Origin of the sequence: Vibrio sp. SCSIO 43133, from assembly GCF_023716845.1 — a bacterium.
Taxonomy (GTDB): domain Bacteria; phylum Pseudomonadota; class Gammaproteobacteria; order Enterobacterales; family Vibrionaceae; genus Vibrio; species Vibrio mediterranei.
In genome coordinates this window covers 775,837-789,963 of sequence record NZ_CP068024.1, presented here as the reverse complement: position 1 = coordinate 789,963, position 14,127 = coordinate 775,837, and the positions used below count along the sequence as shown (strand labels likewise).

At 43.4% G+C, this 14,127-nt stretch carries 13 protein-coding genes; 7 read left to right on the top strand and 6 right to left on the bottom strand.

All coding sequences use genetic code 11. The annotated features are described in order from the left end of the window. Window positions 1-32: 32 nt before the first annotated feature. The gene (pomA, locus tag JKJ11_RS03845; RefSeq protein WP_031493735.1) at window positions 33-797 is read right to left on the bottom strand and encodes a flagellar motor protein PomA; all 765 of its coding nucleotides are present in this window, start codon (window positions 795-797) and stop codon (window positions 33-35) included. A gap of 343 nt (window positions 798-1,140) precedes the next feature. Here pomA and xseB point away from each other — a divergent pair, with 343 nt between their 5' ends. Genes xseB through dxs form a run of 3 tightly spaced genes read left to right on the top strand, consistent with a single transcriptional unit; the run spans window position 1,141 to window position 4,176 of the window. Continuing rightward, on the top strand, window positions 1,141-1,383 hold the full coding sequence (gene xseB, locus JKJ11_RS03840; RefSeq protein WP_006074254.1) for an exodeoxyribonuclease VII small subunit: 243 nt from the start codon (window positions 1,141-1,143) through the stop codon (window positions 1,381-1,383). 20 nt (window positions 1,384-1,403) lie between these two features. Continuing rightward, window positions 1,404-2,288: a (2E,6E)-farnesyl diphosphate synthase gene (gene ispA / locus JKJ11_RS03835; protein WP_006074253.1), complete on the top strand. Its 885-nt coding sequence runs from the start codon at window positions 1,404-1,406 to the stop codon at window positions 2,286-2,288. A gap of 22 nt (window positions 2,289-2,310) precedes the next feature. Beyond that, window positions 2,311-4,176 (top strand): 1-deoxy-D-xylulose-5-phosphate synthase, encoded by a 1,866-nt coding sequence (dxs, locus tag JKJ11_RS03830; protein WP_006074252.1) that lies wholly within the window; start codon window positions 2,311-2,313, stop codon window positions 4,174-4,176. Window positions 4,177-4,281: 105 nt separating this feature from the next. Here the strand turns inward: dxs and gltX are convergent, their stop codons facing one another. Then, on the bottom strand, window positions 4,282-5,709 hold the full coding sequence (gltX, locus tag JKJ11_RS03825) for a glutamate--tRNA ligase (protein ID WP_038225397.1): 1,428 nt from the start codon (window positions 5,707-5,709) through the stop codon (window positions 4,282-4,284). 163 nt (window positions 5,710-5,872) lie between these two features. Here gltX and JKJ11_RS03820 point away from each other — a divergent pair, with 163 nt between their 5' ends. Continuing rightward, window positions 5,873-8,620 (top strand): heavy metal translocating P-type ATPase, encoded by a 2,748-nt coding sequence (locus JKJ11_RS03820; RefSeq protein ID WP_252038761.1) that lies wholly within the window; start codon window positions 5,873-5,875, stop codon window positions 8,618-8,620. Window positions 8,621-8,677: 57 nt separating this feature from the next. After that, a complete protein-coding gene (locus JKJ11_RS03815) occupies window positions 8,678-9,127 on the top strand; it encodes a DUF411 domain-containing protein (protein WP_006075234.1) in 450 nt (149 codons plus the stop codon). 55 nt (window positions 9,128-9,182) lie between these two features. On the opposite strand, the gene JKJ11_RS03810 is transcribed toward JKJ11_RS03815, so the two are convergent. The 3 genes from JKJ11_RS03810 to JKJ11_RS03800 form a co-directional block, all read right to left on the bottom strand. Beyond that, entirely contained in the window at window positions 9,183-9,929 is a 747-nt protein-coding gene (locus JKJ11_RS03810) for a porin (RefSeq protein ID WP_252038760.1), read from the bottom strand. Between the two features lie 320 nt (window positions 9,930-10,249). Beyond that, window positions 10,250-10,603 (bottom strand): DUF2799 domain-containing protein, encoded by a 354-nt coding sequence (locus JKJ11_RS03805; protein WP_006075232.1) that lies wholly within the window; start codon window positions 10,601-10,603, stop codon window positions 10,250-10,252. 222 nt (window positions 10,604-10,825) lie between these two features. Continuing rightward, the gene (locus JKJ11_RS03800; protein ID WP_006075231.1) at window positions 10,826-11,548 is read right to left on the bottom strand and encodes an oligogalacturonate-specific porin KdgM family protein; all 723 of its coding nucleotides are present in this window, start codon (window positions 11,546-11,548) and stop codon (window positions 10,826-10,828) included. 549 nt (window positions 11,549-12,097) lie between these two features. Here JKJ11_RS03800 and JKJ11_RS03795 point away from each other — a divergent pair. Further along, window positions 12,098-12,955, top strand: coding sequence for a TraB/GumN family protein (locus tag JKJ11_RS03795; RefSeq protein ID WP_252038759.1), 858 nt, complete (start codon window positions 12,098-12,100; stop codon window positions 12,953-12,955). Window positions 12,956-13,355: 400 nt separating this feature from the next. Beyond that, window positions 13,356-13,529 (top strand): hypothetical protein, encoded by a 174-nt coding sequence (locus tag JKJ11_RS03790; RefSeq protein ID WP_006075229.1) that lies wholly within the window; start codon window positions 13,356-13,358, stop codon window positions 13,527-13,529. A gap of 32 nt (window positions 13,530-13,561) precedes the next feature. Here the strand turns inward: JKJ11_RS03790 and cueR are convergent, their stop codons facing one another. Then, window positions 13,562-13,972, bottom strand: coding sequence for a Cu(I)-responsive transcriptional regulator (gene cueR, locus JKJ11_RS03785; protein WP_006075228.1), 411 nt, complete (start codon window positions 13,970-13,972; stop codon window positions 13,562-13,564). Between the last annotated feature and the right edge of the window lie 155 nt (window positions 13,973-14,127).

Genomic DNA, 14,127 nt, shown 5'->3' with positions numbered 1-14,127 from the left:
CTACGCCAATTTAATATGTGAGACCAGCATGTTTACTCACCGTCCAAATCAAAGGCTCGCTTGCTCTCATTGAGGTAGTTTTTCAAATAGCCATCAATCACGCGAGGGTTTTGACCATCTTGAATCGCCAAGACACCATCCATGATCAAACGACGATTGAGTTTTTCTTGCTCGCGACGCAACGTAAGCTTGTCAGCAATCGGGAAGAAAAGCATGTTGGAAAGAATCGCCCCATACAAGGTTGTTAAAAGTGCCACCGCCATTGCAGGACCAATCGACTTCGGATCGTCCATGTTAGAAAGCATCGCAACTAGACCAATGAGGGTACCGATCATTCCCATTGCAGGAGAAACATCACCAAATGCCTTAAAAACGCCCGCTCCTTTCACATGGCGTTCATCGGTTAATGCGATGTCTTTTTGCATCGCGTTACGCACAACTTCTGCATCGTGGCCATCAACCAATAGATCGATGCCTTTTTGCATAAAGCTGTTCTGAATATCCATTTCCTCTAAAGCTAGGAAACCACCTTTACGTGCCGCATCCGCCATTTCGACGATTTTCGCGATTAAGTCTTCAGGTTCATCGGTTTTGAACATGAACGCTTTGCCAGCAATCTTCGTTGCACTAAAGAACTGGCTCAGAGTGAACTTCATCAACACCACAAATGTCGAACCACCGATTACGATGAATACCGACGTGGTATCGTAGTAAGTCATGATGCTGCCACCTAGCACCATCGCCATAATGATCGAAGCGGCCCCACCAATTAGGCCTATCAGCGTTGCTAAATCCACTCAACACTCCATAAATAATTGCCATCAATCGACATTGACGAACCTGAATATCCGCACGAGTCTATCGCGTTATATTCAGGTTATCGACCACATGCCCATATCTTTAAGTAATTTATGACCTGAAAATCACAAAATTCCCTGTTCCCTCTTCTTTTAGCCGGAGTCAATTCGAGAAATCGCCGTAAAACAACACCTTCCCCAGTTTCTATATCCATCCTGTTGAACAAATTTGTAGCAGAAACAAAAAGTGGAAAGCATCTTGGTTACATTTTTGGCACCATTAGTTTGACCATCCGTTAAGGCTAATGTAACGTTCGAACATTTCTGATAAAACAAGTAAGTTATGGCGACGAAAAAACCAGAGAACATGTCGTTTGAAGCGACAGTGGATGAGCTAGATATGCTTGTCGAACAATTAGAAAATGGTGACCTTGCATTGGACGACGCTTTGAAGAAGTTTGAACGTGGTATCGCTTTAGCTCGTGCTGGGCAACATAAGCTTACAGAAGCAGAACAAAAAGTCAGCATCCTGCTAGCCAAAGATGACGATGCAGAACTTGATGACTTCTCCCAGTCAGCGGAATAGAAACAAAAGTGAGTATCCCCATGATTGAGGCTTTAAAGTCTTATCAACAACGTAATAACGAGCAACTGGACGCTTGGCTCGACCACTACCCTTTCCAAGAACAAAGATTAATAGAAGCAATGCGATATGCATTGCTACTTGGCGGTAAACGTGCTCGCCCTTTCCTTGTTTATGCTACCGGACAGATTTTTGGTTGCACCAATGAACAATTAGATACTCCGGCCGCTGCTATTGAGTGTATCCATGCCTATTCATTGATCCACGATGATCTTCCTGCAATGGATGATGACGAACTCCGTCGAGGTCAAGCGACTTGCCATATTCAATTCGATGAAGCGACTGCTATTCTAACTGGTGATGCTCTGCAAACACTGGCCTTTACCATTTTATCTGAAGGTGAATTGGCATCCTTTGCCAATGAGCAACGTATTACTATGGTACAAAAGCTTGCTCACGCTTCAGGTGCTGCTGGTATGTGCATTGGGCAAGCACTCGATCTAGAAGCAGAGAACCGCAATGTGACGCTGGAAGAGCTTGAGCGTATACATCGTCATAAAACAGGGGCACTGATTAAGTGCGCTGTTCAATTAGGTGCTTTGGCAGCTGGGGATAAAGGGGTTCAATACCTACCTCAGTTGGAAAATTACGCTGATGCAATTGGACTCGCGTTTCAGGTGCAAGACGATATTCTAGATATTGTCGGTGACACGGAAACCTTAGGTAAACCTCAGGGTTCAGACGTCGAACTTAACAAAAGTACCTACCCTGCTTTGCTAGGATTAGAAGGGGCTCAGCAAAAAGCAGCGCAGCTTTTTGAAGAAGCACTTTGTGCTTTAGAGGCTATACCCTACAATACTCAATTACTCGAAGATTTCGCCCGATATGTCATCGAGCGCAACAACTAAACAGAATTAAAGCGCTAACACTATGACACTTGATATTTCAAAATATCCAACACTGACATTAGCAAATACACCGGAAGAACTTCGCTTGATGCCAAAAGAGTCACTTCCGAAGCTTTGTGAGGAGCTAAGAACGTATTTGTTAAACTCTGTGAGCCAATCAAGCGGACACCTAGCTTCTGGCTTAGGGACGGTTGAATTAACTGTCGCCCTACATTACGTATACAACACGCCTTTCGACCAATTGATTTGGGATGTGGGCCATCAGGCTTATCCACACAAAATCTTGACGGGTCGACGCGAGAAGATGTCGACAATCCGACAAAAAGATGGGCTTCACCCTTTCCCTTGGCGTGAAGAAAGTGAGTACGACGTTTTATCCGTTGGCCACTCATCCACATCTATCAGTGCGGGACTTGGTATTGCCATCTCTGCGGCTAAAGAAGGCAAAGACCGTAAAGTGGTCAGCGTTATTGGCGACGGCGCCATTACTGCAGGAATGGCATTTGAAGCACTCAACCACGCTGGTGATGTTCATCCTGATATGCTCGTAATCCTCAATGATAACGAAATGTCGATCTCAGAAAACGTTGGCGCTCTAAACAACCACCTCGCTCAGGTCTTATCTGGTAGTTTATACACTTCGATTCGTGAAGGCGGTAAGAAAGCACTATCTGGTTTGCCACCAATTAAAGAGCTAGTTCGTCGTACAGAAGAACATTTAAAAGGTATGATCGTTCCGGGCACGCTATTTGAGGAGCTAGGCTTCAACTACATCGGCCCTGTTGATGGTCATGATGTCAATGAACTGGTTAAAACGTTGAAGAACATGCGTGAGCTTAAAGGCCCGCAGTTCCTGCACATTATGACCAAGAAAGGTAAAGGATACGAACCAGCTGAGAAAGATCCAATCGGTTACCATGGCGTACCTAAGTTCGATCCTTCTCACTCCTGTCTGCCAAAAAGCAGCTCAAGCAAACCAACCTATTCAAAGATCTTTGGCGATTTCCTATGTGATATGGCAGCCAAAGACCCTTCATTAATGGCAATTACTCCTGCCATGCGTGAAGGCTCTGGCATGGTACGTTTCTCGAAAGAGTATCCGAGCCAATATTTCGATGTCGCGATTGCAGAGCAACACGCCGTGACATTAGCCACTGGTATGGCTATTGCTGGTAACCGCCCAATCGTTGCCATTTACTCTACGTTCTTACAGCGCGGCTATGACCAACTGATCCACGATGTTGCTATTATGGATTTGCCTGTAATGTTTGCTATCGACCGAGCAGGATTAGTCGGCGCTGATGGTCAAACTCACCAAGGTGCCTTCGACTTAAGCTTTATGCGCTGCATCCCTAACATGGTCATCATGGCACCAAGTGATGAAAATGAATGTCGCCAGATGCTCTACACTGGTCACATGCACAATGGTCCAAGTGCCGTACGCTACCCACGTGGTGGGGGCAATGGAACAACACCAGAAGCTGAATTTACCGCCCTAGAAATCGGCAAAGGTCGCATCGTACGTGAAGGCGAAAAAGTAGCGATATTATCCTTCGGCACTTTCTTAGATAATGCGCTTATCGCGGCGGAGAACATCAATGCTACCGTCGCTGATATGCGTTTTGTCAAACCGCTTGATGAAGCGCTAATTAGAGAGCTTTGCAATAGTCACGACGTCATAGTTACTCTAGAAGAAAACGCTATTGCAGGTGGTGCAGGCGCTGGCGTAATTGAGTTCATGATGAGTGAGAAACTAATGAAGCCCGTCCTAAACCTAGGACTTCCTGACAGGTTTGTCGCTCAAGGCACTCAAGATGAGTTGCACGCAGAGCTTGGACTGGATGCGGTGGGTATAGAAAAATCCATTCGAGACTATCTAGAGAAGTAATCTTACTTCCATATGAAAAGCGGCTTGTGAGTCGCTTTTTTGTTTTTATGAAAAAAAGGCCGCAATATTTATTGCGGCCTTTTCAATATCTTAGATTAGGAGTAATTAAGCGTTCGCTTCACGCTCAGCAATAAATGCTAAAGCCATCTTAATGCGAGCAATAACACGCTCTTTGCCAACCAGTTCCATAACTGCATCAACCGATGGAGATTGACCACCGCCTGTTACTGCTACGCGAAGTGGCATACCGATTTTACCCATACCAATTTCTAATTCTTCACAGACCGCGGCAATGACTTGCTCTTTAATATTTACTGTTGTCCACTCTTCCAACGCTTCTACTTTCGCTAGCGCAGCTTCTAAAGGCGCTTTAGCTACACCGCGTAGATGTTTCTTCGCAGCACCAGCTTCGAACTCAGAGAAATCTTCGTAGAAGTAACGGATTTGCTGTGCAAGTTCAACCAATGTATTGCAACGCTCACCAACTAGCTTAATGACTTCTGTGATAGCAGGACCATTCTCTGTGTTTAGCTTTTGCTCATCAAGGTGCCATTGTAGATACTTTGCCACATACTCTGGCTCAGATGTCTTGATGTAATGGTTGTTCAACCAGTTTAGTTTGTCAGTATTGAACGCAGATGCTGATTTTGAAATAGCATTCAAAGAGAACAGTTCGATCATCTCTTCTTGTGAGAAGATTTCTTGGTCACCATGAGACCAACCTAGACGCACCAAGTAGTTGTTCAAAGCATTCGGAAGGTAGCCTTCATCACGATACTGCATCACAGAAACCGCGCCGTGGCGCTTAGACAGTTTCGCACCATCATCACCCAGAATCATTGCACAGTGTGCAAATGTAGGTACTGGAGCACCTAGAGCTTCATAGATGTTGATTTGACGAGGCGTGTTGTTGATGTGATCTTCACCACGAACAACATGTGTAATACCCATATCCCAATCATCAACCACTACCACAAAGTTATATGTTGGCGCGCCATCGGTACGACGAATAATCAGGTCGTCCATTTGGCTGTTTGAGATTTCAATGCGACCACGGATTTGGTCATCAAACACCACGCTACCCTCTTTCGGATTGCGGAAGCGAATAACACACGGGTCACCTTCTTTTGCTGCTGCGTTCGCTGCAACAATTTTAGGGTGGTTCGCATCATAGCGAGGAATTTCTTTGTTCGCTTCTTGCTCTGCACGAATCTCTTCTAGCAACTCTTTCGGCGCATAACATTTATATGCTTTGTCTTCCGCAAGTAGCTTATCAACCATTTCATTGTATCGATCAAAACGCTTAGATTGGTAATAAGGACCCTCGTCCCATTCCAAACCCATCCACTGCATGCCTTCCAAGATCGCATCCACTGCTTGTTGCGAGTTACGCTCTAGATCGGTGTCTTCGATACGAAGAACGAATTCGCCGCCTTGGTTTTTAGCAAATAGCCAAGAATACAGTGCAGTACGTGCACCACCGACATGAAGATAGCCTGTAGGGCTAGGAGCAAAACGTGTTTTAACCGTCATCGAATGTACCTTGTTGTCAACGTCGCACGATGCGCTTCATCGTGCGTTGCAAATTTGGGCGCTATTTTATCACCTTAAGCTAAATCTACAATCAATAGCTTGACCTTACCCTTGCGGTAAGGTTTATCGTTAGTCACAGTTCAATATTTCTTCGAGGTGTTTTATGAATCAATATACGCTAAATCTATCAGGACTCTCCTGCATGGGGTGCGTGAATAAGCTGCAAAAAGCACTCGATGCCTCCCCGCTATCGATGGATATCAAAACACTCACCACTGAACAACTTATCGTGGAGAGTTCGTCGGATGTCCAAGAGATTATTTCCATAGTCCAATCCCTTAACTACCATGCCATTCCTGTATGGCACTTTGCACTTTCAGGCCTGAACTGCGGAAAATGTGTAGCGAAATTGCGCACTCAACTTGAATCATTGGAAGATTGCGAAATTCTCTCTTTGAGTAAATCAGAGTTGACCATTGCAACATTAGATAATCCGCTAACTATTATCGATAGCGTAGAAGCTGTCGGATATCAAGCAAAGCAAGAGGCTAATTCTACCAGCGGCAATGACCTTGATACGTCTACGCAAAGCGAAAGTATTGAGCCTATTTCTCCTGATATCTCGTTGCTAAACGAGTCAAATGACGAACTGCTGTTAACACAAGAAGGCTACAGACTTAATTACCTGATTCATGGAATGACTTGTGCAAGCTGTGTGAGCTCAGTAGAGAAAGCACTAGCCAGTGTTGATGGCGTCGAGAACGCTCGCGTTAACCTTGCTGAACAAAGTGCTTTGGTAGTAGCTTCCAAAGATGTAGAAAGCATCAATGACGCTTTGCTCGCTGCGGTTTCGAGTGCTGGTTATCAAGGGGAGCTAGTTCAAGACTTAGCCACAAGCCAAAGTCAGCAACAGCAAGCACTTTTCGACCATCAAGCGACTCAAAAAAAACACACTATTGTTGCCTTAGCCATTGGTGCTCCGCTCATGCTTTGGGGAGTATTAGGTGGCAATATGATGATCCGCAACCCTCTAGACCAAATGACCTGGGGGCTAATTGGTGTCATCTGTTTATGGCTACTCGCTACTGCCGGGCGCGACTTCTATGTAAATGCTTATAAAGCGCTAACACACAAACGAGCAACGATGGATACCCTCGTCGCGTTAGGCACGGGCGCAGCATGGTTTTACTCTATGTTAGTGGTGGTTAAGCCTAGTTGGTTCCCACATCAATCTAGACATGTTTATTTTGAGGCAAGCGCGATGATTGTGGGATTAATATCTCTCGGGCACTACATCGAAGCCAAAGCAAAGTCTAAAACCAATCAGTCGCTTCAAGCGCTAATGAACCTTCAACCACAATATGCGACTGCCATTATTGATGGTCAAGATCAGTCTATGGCAGTGTCCGATATTCGTCTCGGGATGCTGCTTAGAATAAAGCCAGGTGAAAAAGTTCCTGTTGATGGACTAGTACTTGAAGGACACAGCTATATTGATGAATCCATGTTGACGGGTGAACCTGTGGCCGCAGCAAAAGATATTAATGACACGGTGTCTGCAGGCACATTAAACACCGATGGTAGCTTGGTTATCAAAGCAACAGGTGTGGGCGCAGATACTATGTTGTCGCGTATAATTAACCTAGTAAGGGAAGCGCAAAGCAGTAAACCTGCCATTGCCAAATTAGCAGACTCTATCTCAGCAGTATTTGTTCCCGTCGTTGTGGTTATCGCTTTGTTAGCCGCGGCAGTTTGGTTCTTTGTCGGACCAGAGCCTAGAGCCAGTTATATGCTTGTTGTGACGACAACAGTACTTATCATCGCCTGCCCATGCGCATTAGGTTTGGCAACACCGCTGTCTATTACTGTAGGTATAGGCAAAGCAGCCCAAGCAGGAGTATTAATTAAAGATGCCGACGCCTTACAAAAACTAAGTAAAGTAAAAGTCGTCGTATTCGATAAAACCGGCACACTGACCATGGGTCAGCCAACCGTACAGCGAGTATTTACATCGAACCTATCATCAGCACATGAGCTGACAGAACATGAGCTGGCCAAATTGGTATTGCCATTAGAAAAACGTTCAGAACATCCTCTAGCAAAAGCGGTCACTCGATATTGGTCGGCCACTGACACAAGTGAGCCCCAACAATTTGAGAATCTTAAAGGCAAAGGGGTTAAAGGGATAGTTGACGATAAGCAAATAACCATTGCATCGCTCAATCACGTACAAAGTTTGAACATTGATACAACGCCGATTCAAGATGGCCTCGATGAAGCAGCAAATATGGCTGCGACACCAGTGGTCGTGGTTATCGATAATTCAGCGGTAGCTGTGATTGCTATCGCCGATGAGCTTAAGCCAGAAGCCGCATCTGCAGTGGCATCATTGAAACAGCAAGGTATTCATACTGTGATGCTAACGGGTGACAACCGACATGTTGCTAACGTAATCGCTAAGAAGCTAGGTATCGACGAGGTGGTTTCTGAAGTACTGCCAGATGAGAAGTCCGCTCATGTAGAGTCACTTAAGGCTAAGTTTGGGTCTGTCGCTATGGTTGGTGATGGCATCAATGACGCACCTGCTTTAGCACTTGCTGATGTCGGTATTGCCATGGGCTCAGGGAGTGACGTGGCCATCGAAAGCGCGCCAATGACATTGCTTAATAGTAACCCTGCGACTGTGGCATACGCTATTTCACTGTCTAAGGCGACAGTGAAGAACATAAAACAAAACCTATTTGGTGCATTTATCTATAACTCGTTAGGGATCCCGATTGCAGCAGGGATTCTTTACCCGATTTTTGGTTTTCTGCTCAGCCCTGTTTTTGCTGGAGCAGCTATGGCACTGTCCTCTATTACCGTTGTCAGCAACGCAAATAGACTCAGAAACTTTCAATATAAAGGCTAATCGAGTTGGTTAACCGATAACGATATAGCCAATAATTACTTGTTAAAAGGATTCAATATGTCAAAGCAAACACGTCTATTCAAACTAGCAACACTGTCGTTTGCGATGGTAACAGGTTCAGCGTTTGCCACGGATATGCTCACGTATAAGTCACCTTATTGTGGCTGCTGTAAAGAATGGGTGAAGCATATGGAAGATGCTGGATTTAACGTTACGGTTGAAGAGCATAAGAATATGAACCCAATAAAAGAAAAACTAGGTATAAAGCCCGAACTCGCATCGTGTCATACGGCGGTTATCGGTGACTATGTCTTCGAAGGCCATATTCCAGCCGATGACATCAAGGCTTTCCTAGAGAACCCACCAAAGAACGCTAAGGGACTCGCTGTTCCAGGCATGCCCGTTGGTTCTCCAGGTATGGAATATGGCGACAAGAAAGACCCTTATCATGTCTATGCTTACAATGAGAAAGGTCAAGTCTACAGTTTCCGTGCTTACAATATGTAACGTGAAGCACTGATACTAGAAAAACGCCACAGCAATCGCTGTGGCGTTTATCTGGCTAAAAGTTATAAATCCCACCTATAAGAAATGCACTATTCGCTACACCATGGCCATAACGTGATACTTTGACATCCCCTTGACTCTTGTACTCAAAATACGGCTGAAAAGCGTATTTCGTTAACGTCAACCTAAACTCATGGTCCATGGTGCTGTCCGTGTATGGGTAGTATGGCCCATAAGCTCCTATAGCATGGTACACATTGTTATAGTGGATTTTCACTGGGTGCGTTTGGAACGTATAGGCAATTTTGTTATCAAATCGATAATCTGTATCCGGCTTATACCCCCAACGGTCATGTTGTGCATAAACTTCGATTCGAGTGCGATGACTCAAAGAGAGACCTTGCTCAAAGTCATAGCCGATTTTAAAGAGTGGACGGTACTGCATGGTTTCACCCACTTGCATTAGGTGTTCATATCCAGCCCCTAGCCAGAAGTTGTCCGACATTTGAAAACGCTGCTCTACCCCTAGCGTTACCAAAGGAGCTCTCACGCGGTGTCCATAGTACATATTATGGTGGTGATGGTGACCATCACTGTGAGGCGTTGCACCAATCGCAATATCTTCTATTTTGAACTTAATCGTTGTATCCGTATCAAAAGTATGGCCTGCCGCCATCTTAGCTGTGGTTTTGGAATCATAGAGATAACTGCTATTGAACTGGATGTTACCTTCAATATATGACAATGCAGCAAATGCGCTGCTCGAGCTAAATGCGAGTGCCAAGAATGTAATTTTACGCAAGACGTTAGTCCTAACTTAGTCAGAAAAAAACGCATCTTCACGCTCGATTTACCTTGTGGCAAATTCTAACAAAGTCATGACTCTGCAAGACACAAATTGTCAAAAAATCAGATAAATACTGGAAATTCAATCAACTAGCTTAACCCTAACTTCGCTATGTAAATAAACCGTCTGAAAGACATATTTTCTGGACAGAAAAACGACAAAGGACGACCAATAGTCGACCTCAGTAAGGATAAGTAAAAGTTGCTCAGTAAACCGCAAATTTATTAAAACAAACTAAACGTTCAGATTTATATCAGCGTACCGCCTCAGTTACTCTATAAGCGACCAAGACTTTGATTTGAACGTCCATCGTTATACTTCATTCGGAATCGCCAATCGAGGTCGTCACAAATCCCCAGATAGCTTTTCCCCATAATCCCTAACTTATAGGCATCTTGCGCGCAGTATTCAGTTCGGCCTTTTTCATACCCTTCAGAGTAAGCCGTTTCTAAAGCCGCATCATTGACACTTAATTCTTCAGGTGTTTTTTTCATGTAGCCTTTTTTTGACTGCTCATAACCAAATGTCTGCCATGAATCACTCGTCCCATCTGTTGGAAAAGCTGTCTGTGTACAACCACTCATAAATACAACTGTGATTAAGCTAGATACAAGAAATTTAATGTTCATCTCATCATCCTTTTAAGTCATTACTGAAAACAAGAAGTTTAGTACGCCATGACTTGAGTATTCGTTCAGTGTCGTTCACGTATTTTATCGTGTCACTCTTAAGATAAGGAACAGATAAAAAGAAATTGCGAGGCACCTCTATTCTAAATCCGAACTTAGAACAGAAAAAAGGCTCCTGACGGAGCCCTAAATATGGAAATATGAACAATCTTGGGGGATAGATTAGAAGCCGTATGAAGCACCGAACACAACAGCGTTGTTTACTGCACTGCTTCCGTCAGCATTCTTTAGGCCGTGAGCTTGGCTACGGAACTCAAAGTATGGTTGTACGCCATCACGAGTCCAAGTTGCACGAAGCTCGTGGTCCATCGTATTAACTTTATCATCGCCGTTCGCATCTTTGTCGCCAGCTACTACGTATACGTTGTTATAAGAAAGAGCAATAGGCTGATCAGCGAATTGATAAGCAATTTTGTTGTCCAAACGAACATCTGTATCTGACTTGCGTGCTTGGCCATCTAGCTGGTTGTTAATGTGCACACGAGTACGGTTGCTCAAAGAAAGACCATTATCAAAGTTATAACCGATCTTAATAAGTGGGCGATACTGAATTGTTTCGCCATCCTGAATCAAGTGATGGTAACCTGCTGCAAACCATAGATGATCAGTTGCATTGAACACTTGCTCTACACCTAGCGTGGTCGCAGGTAGAGGACCTTTTGTTCCTGGAGCTGGAGTTTGAGTTTTCCCTAGAGGAATAGCATCAAACTCAACTAATAACGTAGTGTTAGAGTCAAATGTGTGGCCAGCTTCTAGCGTAGACGTTGCTTTAGAACCTTGAAGGTACGTGTCATGAAACTGAACGTTACCAGTTACGTAAGAAGAGCCTGCGAAAGCGCTAGTTGATGCAACTGCAAGAGCGGTAAGAGCGAGAACTTTTTTCATTATAACACCTATATATGCTTTAGTTTTGAGCAGCTTATGTTGCTGCCTTGATATGCTGCCGTCTGGCTTGAGCACACTATAACTAGATTTAATTCGCGCTAACAAATAATTACCCCACCAAAGTGATCAAAATCACAACAAGAAAATGACAAAAAACATAAACACATAAAAAACAGTAACTTAAAAAAGTTATATAAAATACCGTAAATTCACAAAGAAAAATTACCTATGATGAAAGTCACAAAAACCATACTCACATCGCCATATTGATGACAAAAATGTCGTAAAAACCACACCCGTCCAAAATAACTCTTATAAAATCGTGATATCAAACGTACTTTTAGGTTTAAAATAGCATTTAATTCGCATTAAAAAAGTAGTTTTATCGAGGAAAAACAACCTAGAGCAGTAACTCTCTACTTCAACCTTGGCATTTGAGGAGCGAACTTGTGTTAGTCTGAACACTCAACCGTAGTTCAGAAAGTGGTGGATAGATTGCTTAGAGATATTTCGAGTTATATAAAGAGAGCTCACTTGGGGCCTTCATTCATGAACCTTCTGTTGTTGATCTCATTTTTCTCTCATGCAGAACCGTTGTTATGGCAAGCAGACAAAGGTGAACAGCGCCTCTATCTCATGGGGACAATTCACGTTGGGGATACCAAACTCGATCCATTTTCTAGAAAAGTGACAGAAGCTTTAGATAGCTCTGATAGCCTGGTTGTCGAAACACGCCTAAATGAAAAAGTTCGTTTCCCGCAAGAACCACAACCCAGTACTAAGCAAATGTTAGACGAAGAACACTTAGCTACATTAGTTAAAATCTTAAAACAGACCTCCCTAGCTCCAACTAAAATATTGAACTTACCACCTTGGCAAGCAGCCTTAACCTTACAACAATTACAATTCCAATCTCTTAACTATCAACCTCAGTTCGGCATTGATATGCAGTTTGTTCAGTGGGCAAACACTCATCAATTACCAATAAAGGGATTAGAGAGTTTACAATTTCAAATCGATTTACTCGCAAATCAGCCTGATGACGGATTAGATATGTTGAAACAAACAATCCAAGAGTGGCCAAATAGTGAAGCAAGCATCCAATGTTTAATCGAGTCTTGGCGTATGGGGGATAAAAAGAACCTTGAAGAAGTGTTACAAGCAGAGGCCTATAACGATGACTTCTATCATTCATTCATTTACGAGCGGAACGAAAAGTGGGTAGAGATATTAAGCCAATCACAAGAATACAAAGCAGGAACCCATTTTGTGGCTGTGGGCGCTCTGCACCTTGTTGGAAAACACAGTGTTGTTGAACAGCTAGGAGAGCAAGGTTATGCCATAAACCTACTTTCCACACCAAACAAGGCAAATTGCTCGATCTCTGATTCCAGTCAAGACAACTGACTGTTATCGAAATTCGTTCATTTTACCTGCTAGTTAGAACAAAACATCGAAAACGAGCTCTTTTTGAGCTGGGAGCACGTCACCGCAAATCAGATTTCCTTAGAGTCCTTAATTACCAACTAGTTAACCATCATTGCCATAGATTGTTCTAGAAACTAAGTAAGTTAATTTAAGTAGTTGAGCGGCATTTCCCCATACTACATGATAAAACTATAGATTATTTTTACCATCTAAATCATATAGTTATTAATTTCACACAATTAATAAGTTTCACTTTTTTGGAATTAAAAATTTTTTAATTCTTACTCTTTTTTTTGATCTTTATTCTCTCTTGTTCATACTTAGGATTATCTCGAAGTGTGAGATGCCTCTAAATATTGAATAATTGAAAGGGATCGTTATGAAAATTTTCTCAGCACTAATCTTCGGCATCATGCTGACGCTTGCTCCAATCACCCATGCCTCAAACAGTTCTGCATTAGGTCCATATGTCGACTGCCAACTAAGCGATGGCTCTCAAACGTATACTCCGATTGAGCGTTGCGAACGTTTAGGTGGCCAAAAACGCTTTTGATATATCAAGCCCTTGGCTGCATAGTACGAACATCAGTTTTGGACTTTTGTATTGCAGCCTTGCATCAAATCATCAACGATTGGACATGCCGAATTAGTGTCTCCCGGGCACTGAGAAAGCCAGACTTCCAGTTGCTGTTCAATAGCTTGCAACTCTGAAATCTTGCGTTTAACTTCCGCCAGTTTTTCGCTGGTTCGACGTTTAACTTCGGCACTCGTCCTGTCCGTTTTGAAGGCTAACGACACCATATCGCGACACTCATCAAGCGTAAAACCGACTCGTTTGGCCTTAGCAACAACACTTAGTTCATCAACATGCTTGGCCGAATAAATGCGATAGCCATTATCGCTTCTCAACGGTGACGAGATGATTTTCTTTTCTTCATACAGTCGGATTGATTTCGTTGTTAGACCGGTCTTTTTAGCAACTTCACTGATGTTCATATCGAACTCCACTTAGGCAAACCTACACAATTATTCAAATGATAAGTGACTCGCAAATTTCTGTACAGACGCTTTCTGCTTTCATAACAACGCTATTATTCGCGATGTAAAAAAACTAAGATGAAACAGACCCTACAAGAGAATTGCCATATTGG

Excerpts from the sequence above, each read along its gene's own strand:
- xseB (WP_006074254.1), top strand. The coding sequence starts at position 1,141 with ATGGCGACGAAAAAACCAGAGAACATGTCGTTTGAAGCGACAGTGGAT.
- ispA (WP_006074253.1), top strand. The coding sequence starts at position 1,404 with ATGATTGAGGCTTTAAAGTCTTATCAACAACGTAATAACGAGCAACTG.
- dxs (WP_006074252.1), top strand. The coding sequence starts at position 2,311 with ATGACACTTGATATTTCAAAATATCCAACACTGACATTAGCAAATACA.
- gltX (WP_038225397.1), bottom strand. The coding sequence starts at position 5,709 with ATGACGGTTAAAACACGTTTTGCTCCTAGCCCTACAGGCTATCTTCAT.
- JKJ11_RS03820 (WP_252038761.1), top strand. The coding sequence starts at position 5,873 with ATGAATCAATATACGCTAAATCTATCAGGACTCTCCTGCATGGGGTGC.
- JKJ11_RS03815 (WP_006075234.1), top strand. The coding sequence starts at position 8,678 with ATGTCAAAGCAAACACGTCTATTCAAACTAGCAACACTGTCGTTTGCG.
- JKJ11_RS03805 (WP_006075232.1), bottom strand. The coding sequence starts at position 10,603 with ATGAACATTAAATTTCTTGTATCTAGCTTAATCACAGTTGTATTTATG.
- JKJ11_RS03800 (WP_006075231.1), bottom strand. The coding sequence starts at position 11,548 with ATGAAAAAAGTTCTCGCTCTTACCGCTCTTGCAGTTGCATCAACTAGC.
- JKJ11_RS03795 (WP_252038759.1), top strand. The coding sequence starts at position 12,098 with ATGAACCTTCTGTTGTTGATCTCATTTTTCTCTCATGCAGAACCGTTG.
- JKJ11_RS03790 (WP_006075229.1), top strand. The coding sequence starts at position 13,356 with ATGAAAATTTTCTCAGCACTAATCTTCGGCATCATGCTGACGCTTGCT.
- cueR (WP_006075228.1), bottom strand. The coding sequence starts at position 13,972 with ATGAACATCAGTGAAGTTGCTAAAAAGACCGGTCTAACAACGAAATCA.